Origin of the sequence: Thalassotalea euphylliae (assembly GCF_003390395.1) — a bacterium.
In the GTDB taxonomy this organism is placed as follows: Bacteria; Pseudomonadota; Gammaproteobacteria; order Enterobacterales; family Alteromonadaceae; genus Thalassotalea_F; species Thalassotalea_F euphylliae_C.
This window is the reverse complement of record NZ_QUOV01000001.1, coordinates 2,087,621-2,106,164: the sequence shown is the minus strand read 5'-3', so window position 1 is coordinate 2,106,164 and position 18,544 is coordinate 2,087,621. Positions and strand designations below refer to the sequence as shown.

Sequence of the window (18,544 nt, the reverse complement as noted above, 5' to 3'; positions counted from 1 at the left end):
AACTCAAGCAACTAATGTACCTAGAGCAAATGGAGTCGAATTATGCTGAGCCTGTACGCTTATACTAGGTGATAAAGCGCAATTGATTTTGATATTCATTGCCGAGCCAAGGCACCCGATAATACTCCCCTTTAAACGCATAAAAAGCGCTAATCAGCCAAAACACTGCGACAACTAGATTCATCATCCAACCAATCAAAGGAATAAACGACAAAATCGCTGCCGTGATAATGAGCCCTAGTGATTGGCGTAAATGAAAACTGGTAAATTGGCGTTTGTTGATACCTTGCTTGTGTTGCCCGTATAGCACAATGGCAACGAGCCAACCAATAATCGTGATATAACTTAAAAAAGCAATCATCCGCGCATAATCATGGTCCGTATGAGTACTGGTGTGCAAATGCATAACTAAGCTCCTGTTACTACTGCTACACCTTTAAAGTTAGTCAGAAAATAACTCGGCGACAAGCCAAAAATAAGTGCTAATCGCTACTTGCTTTGTTAATTTAACCTTAGTTTTTTGAATTTATTCGCAATTTATGCCAGAAATAAAAATTAAACCGATAGCCAACAATCATGGGCAGTTTTTAACCCTAGTCGGGGTCATAGGTTTACTCGTAACAATAGCCATTAGCCATCACTTTTGGAGTGAGTTAAGGCTAGTGTTCACCTTGTTATTACTGGCAAGTTTAGTGACTTTATTTATTGGCTTAACAAAGCGATTTGAACCTGAGTACAGCTTGTTAATATCGCCGCAAGGCATCAAGTTTTCGCACAAATATGGTGGTTGGAAACTGCCGTGGACTGATGTATTGCGTTTTGACCAACTCAATGTGCAAGTTGGTTTAGACCGCCGAATTTTACCCTACATAGGCATCAGGCTAAGCAATTGCGACAGTTTAGTTGAATCAATTACCCCAAGGCTGGCAAGCCGACTTCCTCATGAGCAGCGACCATTGTTAACCATGGCAATAACGCAATCACTGTTAACTATTGAACAAGCACAAATTAATTTTTCCCCTTATAAGCATCATGACGACTTACTTAAAGGGCCAATTGCGTTATACATGCACCACACGCAAGCACTTGCAAAAGCGTATGGCTATCATGTGTATTTACCACTGTCTGCATTAGACCGAAGCGGCGAAGAATTTATACAATTATTAAAGCAATGCCAAGCACACCGTCATCAATACTCGCCATAACAAACGTTTAGCCAAGCTTTTTATTACACTCGCGACAAGTCCGAATAAACAATTTTTCCTGCGTTTTAAATTCATTATGAGACAGCGTTTGATAACTTAGAAGATCATGTAACTTACAAAGCTTAGCGAACAAGATACTCGCTTCATTATGATGAGCCGCAATTAGCGGTACTAGGCTGTTAGGTACCTGATGAGGTGCTCGTTCCACACCTTGTTCGGCTAATTTCACTAACAACTTGTTAAACTGCCGTTGCCAGCGAGGCAATTTAACTGATGGTTGCTGATATATACCCCGCAACCAGAGCAGTAAAAACATTAATAGAAACACACTCATCACAATGGCGGTTGATTTCCAAAAACTGCCGCTACCGAGTAATTCGCGAAGAAAACGTGATTGTTTATCCACACTGTAACTCAGTACCAAGCGATTCCATTGGTAATCTATTGCTTCTATTTGCATGCGAATATTGGCTAACCACGCAGCACTTGAAAATGCTTGCCAACTAAATGCGCCTGCTAAATTAATTCGTTGTTCCCTAAGGGCGTCAGCCATATTATCACTGACCCTATCTGGACTTACCGCAGAGGTTGGATCAACCGCTACCCAACCACGACCTTCAAGCCACACCTCTGTCCACGCGTGTGCATCATATTGATAAATGGCGTAATAATTACCCTGTTCATTGCGTTCCCCACCTAAATATCCGGTCACCAATCTCGCTGGTATACCCGCTGAGCGCATTAAAAAGGCGAAACTGCTCGCATAATGCTCACAAAAACCTGATCGGGTATCAAAATAGAACTGGTCAAGGCTGTTATTCGAAAGTAACGGCGGGCTTAGCGTATAGAAATACGCTTGCTCTCGAAATTGCGCTAAGACATGATTGATAAGCGCTTGCGGATTTTGGTATTGCGCTGCCAGCTCGCGTCCTAGCGCTTGTAATTGCGGGTTAGCATCATCAGGTATGCGCTTATAGAAACGTTGAAATGCCTCAGACATTTCAGGCTCACGTATCGCATTCGGAAAACTAGTTACCTGATAAGATTTTGTTTTGGTTAATGGCTGATTATTAATTAGCGAAAAATCGTTAAGCTGCCTAGCATCGTTTCCCGGCGCCAAAGCTGTATCTAGGGCAAATAGCCAATGTTGATTGCTTTGCTCTGCCATCACTTGATAAGTGTAAGCGCGCCGATCATCCGAAGATATCTGATATTCAGGCTCACTGGCTAAATAAAGCGGTGGTTTGTTATTTTGGCTTCGGCTCCATCGTTGACCGTTATAAAATGGCATAGTCATCGCGCGCCAATACATTTGTGTTTTGGCGGGTATCGCGCCTTCAAACTGGACACGAAATGCCAACTCATCTGACAACGCGAGTTTCGCAATATCACCAGGCCTTACATCACTACCCAACCCAGTTTTAGCCGTATTTGCTAGCGGTACTTGCCAAAATGGTGACAAACGCGGGAAAAAAACAAATAGCGCAACGGCAAGTGGAATACTTAGCAATAGCAGCTTACCCGTTTCGCGATAAGCGATAGGGATGCCAATAGCGCTGGCAAAGACTCGGTATAACAACGCGAAATTTAAGGTTACTAACATGACAACAAGGGCTGCGAACCAAATGTTTTGCGTAAAAATTAATGCGCATGCATGTAAAAAAAGACCAATGAGAATCAGTTGAAAGAAGTCAGCCCGCTTGCGAATTTCAAAAGCTTTGATGGCATAAGCAAAGCAAATTAAATGCACCATGCTTGACAGTAGCCCCAACGACTGACCGTTAAGAATAATGATCCCTGCACCAGTTAAAGCAAATAACGCAACTATCAGTCGAGGCGTTGCTTGTATTTTTCCTTGCCTACCCTGACCTCTAACTAGGCGACTAGCTTGATGTTTAGCTGCGCTAATTCGGGCAACTTGCCATAATAGACTTAGTGCGATAAGTGCTAGCATCCAAGTTGTTAACTCGGTAACGAACAAGGCTAATGTTAAGGTTTGAACTAACAGAAGTAGCCAGCAATTAAGCAAACTTAACTGATAATGCTCTGCACCTGAGCGATTTTTAAAATCAAATACCGAAAAATTCACGCGCTTTTCATTTACAAGTTGCGCTAAATTTTTTGGTCGTTTGTTGGGGTTAGTTTTGACGATTGAGTCCAACATTAGCCACTACCCATTAAACTCAGCTAATGCGCGTAAGCATTGCTGTTTATGTTGCTCACCGTGATCGGCGTTAATATGCTTTTGTGTAAGCGACAGACCAAAAGAGTAACTGGCTTGGCTATATTGCAACACCAAGTAACATAAATAGGACAGTTTTTGCTCTATTGATACCGGTGGTAGCATGTCTAATGACAAATGTCGCCGTTGCCCAGTTAATTGATGATAGTGTTTAGTAAGTTTGCCTTGTCCGCGTGCTAACTGTTTCCAAGCGACACGTGACATTGACTCGCCCGGCTTGAATGATGCCAATTCTTTAAACTCATCACCCTCACGATGACTCACTGCCAGCTCACCATCTTCAGCCACGCTTGGCATTTCCAATAAATGTTTGCTGGCTATCGCTTTAGGGTGAGGATAAACCACTAGCTCATGACCAAAGTCTAGCCAAGACCAAACCCGAAACAGACCAAACGCATGTTCGCTTAAGATCTTTACACGACCAGGTGAGATGATGCCGCGCTTGTTTGCATGAAAGTAAATGGTGACCTCTGTTTGACGGTCTTGAGGGTTTGAATTTGATGTTTTACCTGCGTATTTAACCTGTGTGGTTGATTGATCTTTAAACCCGAGCGTCAAGCCATATTTTGCTGAGTTGGCATCAAGCGTTATTTTTACCGGTATATCTTGCCCTTGAAAGCCCTGTGCATAGCGCTCTGCTCGTATCACTAAGCCTTTTAAATTAAAAAAAGCAGTCAGTTTTACCGTAATAAAAAAGCTGCCCATTAAGTAGCTCAGCAAAATAATGACATTGTTTTGATAATTCGTCCCAAGCAAGAAAAGTATCAATAAAACAAGGATATAAACTAAGCCAAAACGAGTAGGAAAAATAAAAATATTACGATTAGATAATTCAAATTCACTTGCGACAGGCACTCGCACTGTCAGCCATTGATTGAACTTATTTGCCCAGTATTGTTTAAAGGTATTTATCATCTAGCTACGCTTATAGATCAACTCAAGCTATTAATTAACTCAAGCTATTAATTAACAAGGGTTATTAATCAACTTGGTTTAAACTTTTCATTAGTCGCAACACCAAATTTAATAACCTGATCTTTGACACTAACTAATAATGCTTACTGATATGGTCACGATAATGGTGATAGTACATCTACTTTTTTCATCACTTCTAACGCTAAACCGCCATCGCGCGCCAACTCAGTGACACCTGCATCTAATCTATGTTCACATACGCTAGTAAAAACCGCTTGTACATCTTCGGGTAACAGGTAATTACGTTGATGGATAAAAGCCCAAGCTTTAGCTGCATTGAGCAAGGCTTTACCAGCGCGAGGTGATAAAGGGTTGGCATTAAAATCACTTGAGCGTGATACATGACTGAGCGCGATAATATATTCCAGTACAGCTTCCGACACGCTCACTTCATTAACTGCTTTTTGGATGTCAGCTAGTTGCTGATGATTAAGTACACAATCTGCTTGTTCGACTTTTTGTTTTAACCCTTCCCCTAACAATATTTGTTTTTCTGCTTCAACATCAGGAAAACCAAGCGATAAGCGCATCATAAATCGATCAAGCTGAGATTCCGGCAATGGGTTTGTACCGGCATGAAATAGTGGGTTTTGTGTTGCGATCACAAAAAATGGCGAAGGTAATTCATGAGTAACACCATCAATGCTCACTTGATGCTCTTCCATCGCTTCCAAAAGTGCTGATTGTGTTTTAGGGCTTGCCCGATTAATTTCATCGGCGAGCACGAGTTGGTTAAATATAGGACCATGATGAAGTACAAATTGCTTTTGCTCAGCGTCAAAAATAGAAATACCCGTTACATCGGATGGCAGCATGTCACTGGTAAATTGGCAACGTTGGTAACTTAAGCCAAATACTTTAGCTAATACTTGAGCAAGCGTGGTTTTCCCCATGCCCGGCAAATCTTCAATTAACAGATGCCCTTTAGCTAACAAACACGCTACTGCAAGGCGAACCTCTTTGTCTTTGCCTAGCACCACACTATTTACTTGGCTAATAACTTGATTAATTAACTGATCCATATACCTATGTATTTAACGATTAAAGCTTGTGCACACTATCGCAGAATTATTAGACAAGCACAAAAAAAGCCGCTACCTGTTCAAGTTAGCGGCTTTTTAGAGATAGTAAATGTTATTGTTTAAAAATAAAAACTGGCAATCTATTTGTTACGGGTTGCAACCGCATCATTTAGTTGAGCAAGCAGCTTTTCCGTGTCTTCCCAACCGATGCAAGCATCAGTAATACTTTGACCATAGTTAGCAGCTTTACCATCAACTAAGTCTTGACGACCTTCGACTAAATGACTTTCTACCATAACACCAAAAATATCTTGGTTACCTTGCGCAATTTGTGCAGCGACGTCATCGCTCACTAGCATCTGATTTTCAAACTTTTTCTTGCTATTAGCATGGCTAAAATCAATCATGATTTTAGTGTTCAGCTTAGCACTCGCTAGTTGGTCTGTTACCTCTTTAACGCTGTCTTTATCGTAATTAGTCTCTTTACCGCCGCGCAAGATGATATGACAGTCAGGGTTACCTGCAGTTTCAACAATAGCTGAATGGCCGTATTTAGTCACTGACAAAAAGTGGTGTGAAGCACTTGCTGCACCAACGGCGTCAACGGCAACTTTGATAGTGCCATCGGTACCGTTTTTAAAACCAACCGGACACGACAGGCCAGAGGCTAATTCGCGGTGAACTTGGCTTTCTGTCGTACGAGCACCAATGGCTCCCCAACACATAAAGTCGGCCATGTATTGCGGGGTGATCATGTCTAAGAATTCACCGGCAGTGGGTAAACCCATATCATTAAGATCAAGCAACAACTTTCGCCCCATGCGCAGGCCGTCGTTTAACTTAAAACTGTTATCGAGGTATGGATCGTTAATAAGCCCTTTCCAACCAACCGTTGTGCGCGGTTTTTCAAAATAAACTCGCATCACAATTTCAAGATTAGCTTTATACTTTTCGCGAAGCTTAACTAATCGTTGGCCGTATTCAATTGCCGCTTTTGTATCGTGGATAGAACATGGACCAATAACGACAAGTAAACGGTCATCTTTACCATTAAAAATATTACTTATTGCTTGTCGGCCCTCAAATACCGTTGCCGACGCTTGCTCGGTAGCTGGAAATCGTTCGATTAACGCTACTGGTGGTAATAACTCTTTGATTTTATTAATGCGGATATCGTCGGTTTGGTACATGTGTATTCTCTTACTACTTAACGTTTGCTTTGCTTGAAACAAACTTTTGTTTAACGTCTTTGTCTATTTTAATTACTATTTCTACGTCTAGACGCCTAAATAATTAATCCCGCAGTTAATCTAGCAGGAATAACTGCAATAACCAAACGAAAATCCCCCATTCACTACGAAAAAAGCGGTATAATGTTGAGCAATTGCAACTTGCATAACAGACTGGCTAATTAGCAACCTACAATCATCATTTGCTAAGCCATAGCCAAGTACACTTACGTACCTATTAAGTACTGATAAAAATAAGGAAAATATGACCAGCTACAACCCAAACCTGCCACTTATTGATCTGCATCGCCATCTCGATGGTAACATTCGTCCGCAAACCACTTGGGAACTTGCTCAGCAAAACAATATTCAATTGCCTGCTGCAAACCTCCAAGACTTTTTACCTCATGTACAAATCCAAGAAAGTGAACCTGATTTACTCTCGTTCTTAGCTAAATTGGATTGGGGGGTAAAAGTGCTAACGTCATTAGATGACGTAAAACGCGTTGCTTATGAAAATGTTGAAGATGCTTACAATGCAGGGTTGAGTTACGCCGAACTTAGATTTTCTCCTTTTTATATGGCAATGACCAATAAGCTGCCGGTGGCAGACGTTGTTGCTGCAGTCGTCGATGGCATTAAATCAGGTCAACAAGATTACAACATTCAAATTAATTTACTCGGTATCCTCAGTCGCACCTTTGGCATTAAACACTGTACAACTGAGTTAAACGCCCTACTTACTCATAAGCAACACATTACCGGCATTGATCTGGCTGGTGATGAAACCAATTTTCCTTGCGAAATGTTTGTTGATTTATTTAAGCAAGCGCGTAACGCAGACATGCGGATTACTGTGCATGCGGGTGAAGCCCAAGGCCCAGAGAGCGTTTGGCAAGCAATCAACCTATTAGGCGCAGAACGAATTGGCCATGGTGTGAACAGTTATCAAGATAAAGATTTACTTGACCATATGGCCAAGTATAATATCGGCCTCGAATCTTGCCTGACGTCTAATTTTCAAACAGGTACGGTCAGTGATTTACGTCAACACCCTATTACTACTTTCTTAGCAAATGGTAATTTAGTGTGTTTGAACACTGACGATCCAGCTGTTGAAGGAATAGAAATTAAGCATGAGTTCGAGTTAGCGAAGCAGTTGTTTGATTTTTCCGCTGAGCAGTTCACCAAACTGCAAGAAAACGCCATTACCATGAGTTTTCTTTCCGACAGTGAAAAGCGAGCACTGCGTACAAAGTAAACTATGCGCTAAGGAGCATTTATGAGTGAAGTGCTTTTATCTTTAGGCACAGGTGCTTTAGTTGGGGTAATTTTTTCCCTGTTTAAGCTACCATTACCTGCACCACCAGTAATTTCAGGCATTGTAGGTATTTTTGGTATTTACTTAGGCAGCGTTGGCTATCACTGGATTGTCGAACGATTCTTTAGCTAACAAATAACAAAGCACATTATTATTTTTTAAACGCTTCAGTAAAAAATCCTTGATAGCAGAACCGATTCTGGCTTGAAACTTACTGAAACCTCATCAACACAAGGTTTTATTATGGCAACACCACATATTGAAGCTGCTGTCGGCGACTTCGCCGAAACAGTACTAATGCCTGGCGACCCACTACGCGCCAAGTTTATTGCAGACAATTTCTTAGAAGACGTAAAATGCGTCACTCGCGTACGTAACATGTTCGGTTTTACCGGCACATACAAAGGCAAGCGAGTTTCTGTGATGGGCTCTGGTATGGGCATTCCATCAATTTCAATTTACGCGACCGAACTATACAAAGAATACGGCGTAGAAAAAATTATTCGTATTGGCTCATGTGGCGCAGTACGTGACGATATTAAGGTTCGTGATATTGTTGTTGGTATGGCAGCAAGCACAGACTCAAATGTAAACCGCAATCGCCTAGACAATTGTGACTTTGCAGCAACGGCTGATTTTGGTTTATTAAAAAATGTTGTAGATACAGCAGAGAAACTAGGCAAAGATGTTCACGTTGGTAACATTTTTACTGCTGATTTGTTCTACACACCAAAACCAGAAATGTTCGCTAAAATGGAAAACTTAGGTATTTTAGCCGTAGAAATGGAAGCAGCTGGCCTTTACGGCGTTGCAGCAGAGTACGGTAAAAAAGCATTAACTGTATTAACGGTTAGTGATCACATCAAAACTGGTGAAGAAACCACCGCCGATGAGCGTGAAAACACCTTTAAAGATATGATGGAATTAACGTTGGAAAGCGTACTTTAAGTGATAAAGACGGTTTTGTCTTTGACTAAACTTTTAAGCTAACATCTGTTTGCACGTGTTAAGTTAACACTTAAAAAAGTTAGCAAATAAAAAAGTTAACACATAAAAAAGTTAGCAAACAAAAAAGCCGAACTAAATGTTCGGCTTTTTTGTTTATCTAGAGCAGTTTTATATTTATTTTGAGTTTATTTGGGTTTGTATCCATTTAAGTTTGTGTCCAAAGAGCTATGAACACAAACTATCAAACGTAAAAGCTGCTCAACTAAGTAATGTAAAACTTAGAAGAAGTTCGCTTTAAACTCAACACCCCAGAAGCGACCTTCGTTGATGTAACCGGTTAAGTTGTTAAAGTCGATTGCACCAGTTAGTTGCTCTTCGTCAGTAATGTTACGACCGAAAACAGCTACTTCGTAGTCTGCATCGTCACCGTACCATTCGTAACCTACACGAACGCCACCTTCAAGTAATGCATCACCTTCAAATTCAACAGATTCGTATAAGAAGAAGTTTACTTCACTACGGTATGACCAATCTGAGTAAACGTATAGCTCACCTTCACCTAGCTCTTTAGACCAACGAACAGATAAGTTGCTGATCCACTCAGGAGATTGCGGTAATGAGTTACCATCAATTAGCGCGAAACCTTGATCGTTAATTGGATCTTTAACAGTACAGTTTGCGCCACAAGGTGCTACACCTAAATCGCTTTGTTGAATTTCAGTGTTGTTGTAGCTCAAGCTACCAGCAACGACTAAATCAGCAGTGATGAAGTATTCACCGTCTAATTCAAAACCGTAGCCAACTGCTTTGTCTGCATTTAATAGTGATGCTAAGTTGCCAGTACCACCAACCGCAGTTAATTGTTGATCGCTAACTTCGTAGTAGAATACAGAACCGTCTAAACGACCCATTCGGTCAGCAGTCGTTGACTTGAAACCAGTTTCAATTGACGCAACAGTTTCTGAGTCTGCTGTTGTTGCATTACCAGAGAACAATAAGTTACGACCTTGGATACTCGGTGCACGGTAACCACGAGCGATACGTGCGTATAAGTTAGTCTCATCGCTGTAACGGTAGTTAACGCTTAAGTCACCTGAAACTTGTGAGTCATCAACACTTGTAGCTTCGCTAAAACCTGGTGCGCCAAATGGAGATTGAACTAAAGTACCGTCCCACTCACGTTCATCGTCAGAGTAACGAATACCACCGTTAACATTTACACGGTCAGAAATTTCGTAATCAACAGAAGCGAATACCGCCCATGCTGTAGTTTCCATGTTTTGAACAGCAATACCATTTTGAGCGCCGCCACCTAAGGTGTCGAAACTTAAGTTGTTAATGGTTAAGTCTTCGTCAAAGTAGAATAAACCAAATTGGTAATCTAACTTGCCAAGCTCATTGCTTGAAATACGAAGTTCTTGCGTTAATTGCTTGTGATCTGGCATTCTTGCGCCAGTTTCTGATGGGAATGGAATAACACCTGGGCCAGAACCGCTAGGTAAGAACGCAGCGCCGTAACCACCATCGATATCACCAACAGAGAAAATTTCTGCAGACTCGTAACCACTAACAGAAGTTAATGTGTGATCGCCCATGTCGTACTCAAGCTTTAAGCTTGCGCCTTTCATGTCAACAGTTTGTTCGTTACGGCTTGCCGCATCTTGGAAAACAGTGTCGCGATCAAAACCGTCAATCAGGTCATTAGTACCTGGCTTGATGATGTTAGCACGGAAAATACGAGCATCTGCTTCAGCATCGCGGAAGTGGTAGTTAAACAACGCACTAAACTCGTCGTTTGGTTCCCAAAGTAACTGAACACGACCAGCTGTTTCGCTGTAGCCACCTAGCTGATCTTTCGCTTCAAAACCAGGCGCTTCGTTGTCGATGTAATCGTCACGATCTTGTTGAAGAAGTGCAATACGGCCAGATAATGTATCAGTTAAACCGCCACCTACTGCTAAACGTAGGTCAGTTGAACCATAGGTACCGTATGATGCAGACACGTTAGCATCAAAATCTTGCGTTGGCTTTTTAGATTGAACTTTAACGATACCCGCAGTCGTGTTACGACCGAAAAGTGTACCTTGTGGACCACGCAAAACTTCAACACGCTCAATGTCAAACATTGGCATACCTTTAGTTAATGCGTTTTCTAGTACAACATCATCGTAAACTAAAGAAACAGGTTGAGAGGCTAGTAAATCAAAATCCGTGTTACCTAAACCACGAATATAAAAACGCGGGAAAGTACGACCGAAAGAAGATTCGATAAGTAGACTTGGTACTTTACCTGAAAGTGCACGTACATCCATACCAGATGAACCTAACACTTCTAGTTTTTTAGGCGTTAATGCTGATACCGCAATTGGAACGTCTTTTACGTTTTCAGTTCTTTTACGAGCGGTTACTTCAATAACTTCAACACCGACGACTTTTTCTGCTTCAGCTTCTTCAGCTTGAGCATTAAAACTAATCGCAGTGGTGGAAAAAAGAGCGGCATGCACACAAAGTGCGAGTGAAGACTGCTTCAACAGTTTCATTATATTCTCCCGAAGGTTGCGTAAGTAATAAGCAAAAACGGGACTAGCTGTTATTTTTTTGTGCGCGAGCCCCGACTTCGAGTAAACATTCTACTAGCTAAATTTTAATTCGTCTAAAAAACTTGTCCCGTAGGAAAGTTTTTTGACCTCAAATATTTCAACTATTGTTTGGCCTATATCAGCAAATGTTGTTCTTTCGCCCAGATTTACTGAATTTATTGAAGAGTGGTAAGCAAGAACTGGCACATATTCGCGAGTATGATCTGTACCCTGCCAAGTTGGGTCACAACCATGATCTGCTGAAAAAACGAGCAAATCATCCGGTTGCATTGCCGCTTTTATATCCGCAATGCGTTTATCAAACGCTTCAAGCGCTTTACCGTATCCTACAGGATCACGACGATGACCGAAGTCTTGGTCAAAATTTACTAAGTTAGTGAAGATTAATGAATTGTCTTCTGCAGTATTGATATGCTCAATCGTAGCGTCTGTTAATGCATCAATTCCCGTGGCTTTTGTTTTAATTGAAACACCTTGGTGGGCGTAGATATCAGCAATCTTACCAACACTAATTACCGTACCGCCGGCATTAGTAATGTTATCAAGCATGGTTGGTGCCGGTGGTAAAATAGAATAATCGCGACGATTACCTGTGCGAGTAAATGATTTTGCATCATCGCCAACAAACGGACGAGCAATAACACGACCAATATTCATTGGTTCAACAATTTTTTGTACTGTTTCACAGTACTTATATAAGTTGTCTAAGCCAAAATGCTCTTCATGTGCAGCCACTTGGAAGACGCTGTCAGCACTGGTGTAACAAATAGGTAAGCCAGTTTTAACGTGCTCTTCACCTAGCTGTTCAATAATCACAGTACCCGAGGCATGACAGTTACCTAACATGCCTTCAAAACCTGTCGCTTCATTAATTTTTGCCATTAACTCAGCAGAGAAGCTATTTTGCTTATCACTGAAATAGCCCCAATCAAAAAGTACAGGTACACCTGCCATTTCCCAGTGACCTGATGGCGTGTCTTTACCAGTACTTAATTCCGCAGCGTAACCATAGGCACCGTTAATTTGTTCAACCGTTGCGTGGTTTACTCGAGCACCACTTGCTTGCTCTGCCAGTTCCAGCAAGCCCATACTCGCCAATTGAGGTAAATGTAATGGACGCTCTTCTTGTGCCTCAAATTCACGTGCTAAATTAGCAAATGTATTAGCACTTACATCACCAAATTTTTCAGCATCAGGTGCATGACCTACACCAAAACCATCAATGACCATTAAAATGACGCGCGCCATTACAACCTCAACTTTGTGTTAAATCCCAAACGTGGGCATTAAAGAAATTTAATGTTTAAATTATATCCGTTTCGAAGATAAACATTAATAAAATGTGTTTAGTTTAAAGCAGCCAGTCTTGCTTTAAATTTCACGTAATAAAACCAAATAAACATGACCGTTTGGTCAGGATGTGGTAATTTATCAGCTTTTTAAGCAAAGACAAGTTTAATATTGCGCTAATCGCTTAGTTTTCAATCAAAATGACAAAATAGTTGTTCGAATTTGATAACAGACGCTTCAAGCTCTATCAAAATTGAGAAAAAAGCGTCAAAATACGCGACAATTAACAGAGTAGTTTTTATAGCTGCCATAAACTTTCTTTTTAGTGGGATTTCTAACCAAGTGAATGCTGATCAATTAGCAAAACCAACTATTATCGCTGTTGTTGGTGCATCGGCCTCAGGCAAAACACTTTTTGCTCAAACCATATATGATGAACTATTACCTGAGCTAGGAGAGCAAGGTATCTCTATTATTAAGGAAGATTCTTATTACCGATCGCAAGATGATTTGCCAATGGAAGAGCGTATTCGTACTAACTACGATCACCCCAATGCGTTTGAACATGAGTTATTACATCAACATTTAAGTGATTTAACTGCAGGTAAAGCAATTGAGTGCCCTACCTATTGCTATAAAACCCATACCCGTACAGCAGAGACAGTAACGATCAATCCAACCAAGATCATCTTGATTGAAGGGATTATGTTGTTGACTAATGAACAACTTCGTTCAAGTTTTGACATTAAAGTGTACATGGACACGCCATTGGATATTTGCTTGATTCGTCGTATTAAGCGAGACACCCAAGAGCGTGGTCGCAGCATTGATTCAATTACTAACCAATATCTGGAAACAGTAAGACCTATGTATTATCAGTTTATCGAGCCAGCTAAGGCTCATGCTGATATCGTCATAACCCGTGGCGGAAAAAACAGAATGGCAATAGAAGTATTAAAAGCCAAGATTCGCCAACTTACCTATAACAATAATTAGAGGAATTTATGGATTTAACAGCACTGCGTGGCGTGCTGGGTATTGTTGCGCTGCTCGCAATTGCCTATGCACTGTCATACAAACGTCGAGACATTAATTGGCGAACTGTTAGCTTAGCTTTCGGTTTGCAAGTGTTGCTTGGTGCTTTTGTACTTTACATTCCGTTTGGTAAAGATGTTTTGGCATCAATGTCAAATGGTGTTCAACATGTAATTGATTCAGCGAAAGCCGGTATCGACTTCTTATTCGGCGGGTTAGGTACTGACGCCATGTTTGAGAATGGTGTCGGTTTTGTTTTCGCTGTTCGTGTGTTACCAGTCATCATCTTCTTCTCTTCACTAATTGCCGTACTTTATTACTTAAACATTATGCAGCAAGTGATTAAAGTTATTGGTGGCGGCCTACAAAAGTTACTCAACACCAGTAAGCCTGAGTCTTTATCGGCAACAGCAAATATTTTTGTTGGTCAAACCGAAGCGCCGCTAGTTGTTCGTCCATACATTAAAAACATGAGCAATTCAGAGCTATTCGCCATTATGGTTGGCGGTTTAGCCTCGGTAGCTGGTTCTGTTTTGGCTGGCTATGCCGGTTTAGGTGTCGAACTTAAATACCTGATCGCAGCATCATTTATGGCAGCACCTGGCGGCTTATTGATGGCTAAAATCATCATGCCAGAAACTGAATCACGCGAAAAACTAGAGCAAAATGTTGCCTTTAATGATGGTGAAGAAAAGCCAGCGAATGTTATCGATGCCGCGGCATCAGGCGCTGCATCAGGGTTAAAACTTGCGGTGAATGTGGGTGCAATGCTACTTGCCTTTATTGCGTTAATTGCCCTACTTAACAGCATAGTGCAAGGCATTGGCGGATTGTTTGGTTTTGAAGGCTTAACGATTGAGTGGATCTTAGGTTATTTATTCGCCCCTATCGCATTTATCGTTGGTGTACCTGTTGATGAAATGCTGCAAGCCGGTAGCTTTATCGGGCAAAAAATTGTCGTTAACGAATTTTTCGCTTATGCACAGTTTATTGAGGTTAAAGAAAGTTTAAGTGTTACCACACAAGCTATTATTACTTTCGCACTATGTGGTTTTGCTAACTTGTCATCGATTGCCATTTTATTAGGCGGTATTGGTTCAATGGCGCCAAGTCGACGCCCTGATATTGCCCGCTTAGGTGTTCGTGCAATGATTGCTGCAACCTTAGCCAACCTAATGAGCGCCGCCATTGCCGGTGTATTTATCAGTTTATAATTAAAGAGTTTTACAATGAGCGAACAAACACTAAATACATACGCAGAGAAAGCCTTAGCGTTAATGGATTTAACCAGCTTAACCGATAGCGAAGCCATTGCTGATATTGAACATCTATGTGAGCAAGCACATAGCGCTGCCGGTGACACCGCAGCCATTTGTATCTACCCACGCTTTATTCCACACGCGAAAAAGAAGCTAGCGGCCCTCGGTGCAGCCAACATTAAAATTGCCACAGTCACTAACTTTCCAACAGGTGGTGACGACATTGCCATTGCGGTAGCTGAAACAAATGCAGCGATTGCGTACGGCGCAGATGAAGTTGATTTGGTATTTCCATACCAAGCATTAATCTCTGGTAATGAGCAGATTGGCTTTGACATGGTAAAGGCTTGTAAAGCAGCGTGCCAACAAGCAAATGTTGTTTTAAAAGTGATCATTGAAAGCGGTGAGCTTAAAACAGATGCGCTGATTCGCAAAGCTAGTGAAATTTGCATCAACGCAGGGGCTGACTTCATTAAAACATCAACCGGTAAAGTAGCCGTTAACGCAACACCAGAAGCTGCAAAAGTAATGCTCGAAGCAATCCAAGCAACAAATCCTAAGGTTGGTTTTAAAGCCGCTGGCGGTGTGCGCAGCGCAGAAGATGCGAAAGTGTACATTGATATGGCATCATCACTGTTAGGTGAAGATTGGGTTAATGCAGAACGTTTTCGTTTTGGCGCAAGCGGCTTGCTTAACAACCTGCTAGCCACGCTTGGGCATAGCGACGATAGCACTACATCAACTAGCGCTTACTAAGCGCTAGTATTTTTAGTAATTGTAAGTTAACGCTATGGCACAACTTTATTTCTACTATTCTGCGATGAATGCGGGTAAATCTACTCATTTATTGCAGTCAGCCTATAACTACAATGAGCGCGGTATGCAATGTGTATTGTTTACCGCTAAACTTGACGACCGTTATCAGCAAGGAAAAATCACATCGCGTCTAGGTATTGATGCCGATGCACAGTTGTTCGATGAAACAACCGATTTATATCAAGCACTTTGTCACGCAAATGAAACGGCAAAAGTAGATTGTTTGCTTGTTGACGAATCACAGTTTTTAACCGAGGCACAAGTTAAGCAGCTGACCGATGTAGTTGATTTGTTAAAAATTCCTGTCTTAGCCTATGGTATTCGCACCGACTTTTTAGGCAATACCTTTACAGGAAGCGCTGCCCTACTCGCTTGGGCTGACAAGCTCATTGAATTAAAAACCATTTGTCACTGCGGTAAAAAAGCAAACTTTGTCGCTCGAATCGACGAGTCTGGCAAGGCCGTTACCGCTGGTGAGCAAGTTGAAGTGGGAGGTAACGACAGATACGAGTCGTTATGTCGTAAGCATTTTAAAGCACTGGTTTGGTAAATCGAATTTCAAAAGTTACTGCATCTCAGTTAACTTTTGACCTAGTTTTTTAACTAGTTAAAACAAAAACGGTCACTTTTTAAGTGACCGTTTTTTATTTTGCTCAAATTGCTAATTAAACTAAAAGCCTTATCAACTTTTATTTTTTAATCAATAACTTGATAAATCTCTGGTGAAGTTTCAACAGCTTGCTCACTAAAGCTAAACGCCGCAAGGTACTGCTGACTCGCTGAGTCGGCTTGTGCTTTATCTTTACCATGAACGCGAGCAATCACGTCACCTTTTGCTACTTTAGTGCCGATAGGTTTGATCTGATCAAAACCAACACTGTGATCAATTTGTTGATCGTTCGCTGTACGGCCACCGCCCATGCCAACAATCGTTAAGCCGATATCGCGAGTATCCATACCAGCAATATAACCATCTACTGGTGCAGTTACGTCTTGAATAACATTCGCTTTTGTCATCGACTGCCAAGGTGATTCAAGCAAATCAGCTGGGCCGCCCATGCGATGAATCATACGGCTAAATAATTCAGCCGCTGCGCCAGAGTCTAATGCATGGTTAATTTTTTCTAGTGCCTGTGCTTCATTGTCAGCAATGCCTGTGTTAATCAACATGCTTTGCGCAAGACGAACAGTCACATTGTGCAAACGCTCTTCACGGTATGCGCCTGTTAGGTAATCGACTGTTTCGATAATTTCTACCGCATTACCAGCACTGTTACCTAAGACTTGATTCATATCGGTAATAATTGCTTGGGTTTTTACACCCGCGCCATTTGCAACATTGGCAATACTTTGTGCAAGTGCTATAGCATCATCCATGTTCTGCATCATGGCGCCATTGCCCACTTTAACGTCCATTACTAACGCATCTAAACCTGAGGCAAGCTTCTTCGATAAAATCGAGCCGGTAATAAGCGGAATAGATTCTACGGTTGCGGTAATATCACGAATACCGTAAAGGCGTTTATCGGCCGGTGCTAAGTCGTTAGTTTGACCGATAATCGCGATACCCAGTTCTTTCACCAATGCTTTAAATTCAGGAATCGTTGGCTGTGTGTTAAAGCCAGCAATGGCTTCCAATTTATCAACCGTACCACCTGTATGCCCTAGACCACGGCCAGCGATCATCGGCATATATGCGCCGCAACTACCAACAATTGCAGCCAACATAAAGCTAACTTTATCGCCTACACCACCGGTAGAGTGTTTATCTACCACTGGGCGATCTAATTCTGGCCAGCTTAATACCGTACCTGAGTGCATCATCGCCTGAGTAAATGCAACAATTTCTTGCGTTGCCATGCCTTGTTGGAAAATGGCCATTGCCATAGAGCCAACTTGTGCATCGTTGAATTGGCCATTGGTGATGCCATCAACGAAGCACTGAATTTGTTCTTTTGATAATTCGCCGCCATTGCGCTTAACGCGAATAACTTCTTGAGGAAGTAACATACTTATTCCCTTTAAATTCTTAATTTTGTTTGCTTAATTTTACTTGCTTCAGTTTGAGTCAATTACAAAAGGTCTTTAGGCGTGAAGGCATCAGGTAATAACTGCGCTACCGTCCATGTTTTCTCATTACCTAGATGATTCATTGCCTTAACTTCACACTCTGGTGCCATAAATTCAGCAATAACTTGGCGACATGCACCACATGGCGGCGTAAGTTTTTCTTGCTCGGTATACACCACTAATTGATTAAGTGTTTGGCTGCCATTAATCACTGCCTGCGCAATGCAATTGCGCTCTGCACAAACGGTTAAGCCGTAAGATGCATTTTCTACATTACAGCCAAAGAATACGTTACCTTGATTGTCTAGTGCCGCTGCGCCAACGTGGAACTTGCTATACGGGGCGTAAGCGCGGTCAAAACCTAGCTTGGCTGATTGCTTTAATTGATGCCAAGTTTCTTTTGTCATTGTTGTGTACCACTTGCTGTGTTTTTGTATTAGATTACGGGGCTCATTGTGCTAGTTTGACTAACTCAATAACTGACCATATGGTCAGGTTACATAATAAATGACTGTTTGCATAATTACTAGTT

The 18,544-nt window shown here is 41.6% G+C and carries 17 protein-coding genes; 8 read left to right on the top strand and 9 right to left on the bottom strand.

Annotation, left to right across the window (positions count from 1 at the left end; all coding sequences use genetic code 11):
- Positions 1 to 64: 64 nt before the first annotated feature.
- The gene (locus tag DXX92_RS09345; RefSeq protein WP_116000212.1) at positions 65 to 406 is read right to left on the bottom strand and encodes a DUF4870 domain-containing protein; all 342 of its coding nucleotides are present in this window, start codon (positions 404 to 406) and stop codon (positions 65 to 67) included.
- A gap of 133 nt (positions 407 to 539) precedes the next feature.
- Between DXX92_RS09345 and DXX92_RS09340 the strand changes: the two genes are divergently transcribed.
- Entirely contained in the window at positions 540 to 1,205 is a 666-nt protein-coding gene (locus tag DXX92_RS09340; protein ID WP_116000211.1) for a DUF2982 domain-containing protein, read from the top strand.
- Between the two features lie 7 nt (positions 1,206 to 1,212).
- On the opposite strand, the gene DXX92_RS09335 is transcribed toward DXX92_RS09340, so the two are convergent.
- From DXX92_RS09335 to aroG, 4 genes are all read right to left on the bottom strand, one after another.
- Positions 1,213 to 3,369: a transglutaminaseTgpA domain-containing protein gene (locus DXX92_RS09335; protein ID WP_116000210.1), complete on the bottom strand. Its 2,157-nt coding sequence runs from the start codon at positions 3,367 to 3,369 to the stop codon at positions 1,213 to 1,215.
- 6 nt (positions 3,370 to 3,375) lie between these two features.
- Entirely contained in the window at positions 3,376 to 4,362 is a 987-nt protein-coding gene (locus DXX92_RS09330; protein WP_116000209.1) for a DUF58 domain-containing protein, read from the bottom strand.
- Between the two features lie 155 nt (positions 4,363 to 4,517).
- The gene (locus DXX92_RS09325; RefSeq protein ID WP_116000208.1) at positions 4,518 to 5,444 is read right to left on the bottom strand and encodes an AAA family ATPase; all 927 of its coding nucleotides are present in this window, start codon (positions 5,442 to 5,444) and stop codon (positions 4,518 to 4,520) included.
- Positions 5,445 to 5,584: 140 nt separating this feature from the next.
- Positions 5,585 to 6,634: a 3-deoxy-7-phosphoheptulonate synthase AroG gene (gene aroG / locus DXX92_RS09320; RefSeq protein WP_116000207.1), complete on the bottom strand. Its 1,050-nt coding sequence runs from the start codon at positions 6,632 to 6,634 to the stop codon at positions 5,585 to 5,587.
- A 304-nt stretch (positions 6,635 to 6,938) separates the two neighbouring features.
- Here aroG and add point away from each other — a divergent pair, with 304 nt between their 5' ends.
- The 3 genes from add (at position 6,939) to deoD (ending at position 8,942) form a co-directional block, all read left to right on the top strand.
- Complete coding sequence (gene add / locus DXX92_RS09315) at positions 6,939 to 7,934, top strand: adenosine deaminase (RefSeq protein ID WP_116000206.1); 996 nt, start codon at positions 6,939 to 6,941, stop codon at positions 7,932 to 7,934.
- A gap of 21 nt (positions 7,935 to 7,955) precedes the next feature.
- The gene (locus DXX92_RS09310) at positions 7,956 to 8,126 is read left to right on the top strand and encodes a XapX domain-containing protein (protein ID WP_116000205.1); all 171 of its coding nucleotides are present in this window, start codon (positions 7,956 to 7,958) and stop codon (positions 8,124 to 8,126) included.
- 111 nt (positions 8,127 to 8,237) lie between these two features.
- Positions 8,238 to 8,942: a purine-nucleoside phosphorylase gene (gene deoD / locus DXX92_RS09305; RefSeq protein ID WP_116002368.1), complete on the top strand. Its 705-nt coding sequence runs from the start codon at positions 8,238 to 8,240 to the stop codon at positions 8,940 to 8,942.
- Between the two features lie 278 nt (positions 8,943 to 9,220).
- Here the strand turns inward: deoD and DXX92_RS09300 are convergent, their stop codons facing one another.
- Both DXX92_RS09300 and DXX92_RS09295 read right to left on the bottom strand, forming a co-directional pair.
- On the bottom strand, positions 9,221 to 11,482 hold the full coding sequence (locus DXX92_RS09300; protein ID WP_116000204.1) for a TonB-dependent receptor: 2,262 nt from the start codon (positions 11,480 to 11,482) through the stop codon (positions 9,221 to 9,223).
- 93 nt (positions 11,483 to 11,575) lie between these two features.
- A complete protein-coding gene (locus tag DXX92_RS09295; RefSeq protein WP_116000203.1) occupies positions 11,576 to 12,790 on the bottom strand; it encodes a phosphopentomutase in 1,215 nt (404 codons plus the stop codon).
- A 384-nt stretch (positions 12,791 to 13,174) separates the two neighbouring features.
- Between DXX92_RS09295 and udk the strand changes: the two genes are divergently transcribed.
- Genes udk through DXX92_RS09275 form a run of 4 tightly spaced genes read left to right on the top strand, consistent with a single transcriptional unit; the run spans position 13,175 to position 16,492 of the window.
- Entirely contained in the window at positions 13,175 to 13,828 is a 654-nt protein-coding gene (gene udk / locus DXX92_RS09290; protein WP_116000202.1) for a uridine kinase, read from the top strand.
- A gap of 8 nt (positions 13,829 to 13,836) precedes the next feature.
- Entirely contained in the window at positions 13,837 to 15,081 is a 1,245-nt protein-coding gene (locus DXX92_RS09285) for a NupC/NupG family nucleoside CNT transporter (RefSeq protein ID WP_116000201.1), read from the top strand.
- 15 nt (positions 15,082 to 15,096) lie between these two features.
- Positions 15,097 to 15,882, top strand: coding sequence for a deoxyribose-phosphate aldolase (gene deoC, locus DXX92_RS09280; RefSeq protein WP_116000200.1), 786 nt, complete (start codon positions 15,097 to 15,099; stop codon positions 15,880 to 15,882).
- A gap of 34 nt (positions 15,883 to 15,916) precedes the next feature.
- Positions 15,917 to 16,492 (top strand): thymidine kinase, encoded by a 576-nt coding sequence (locus DXX92_RS09275; RefSeq protein ID WP_116000199.1) that lies wholly within the window; start codon positions 15,917 to 15,919, stop codon positions 16,490 to 16,492.
- Positions 16,493 to 16,638: 146 nt separating this feature from the next.
- Here DXX92_RS09275 and deoA read toward each other — a convergent pair whose 3' ends face one another.
- Complete coding sequence (gene deoA / locus DXX92_RS09270) at positions 16,639 to 17,952, bottom strand: thymidine phosphorylase (protein ID WP_116000198.1); 1,314 nt, start codon at positions 17,950 to 17,952, stop codon at positions 16,639 to 16,641.
- A 62-nt stretch (positions 17,953 to 18,014) separates the two neighbouring features.
- Complete coding sequence (locus tag DXX92_RS09265) at positions 18,015 to 18,419, bottom strand: cytidine deaminase (RefSeq protein WP_116000197.1); 405 nt, start codon at positions 18,417 to 18,419, stop codon at positions 18,015 to 18,017.
- Positions 18,420 to 18,544 lie beyond the last annotated feature (125 nt).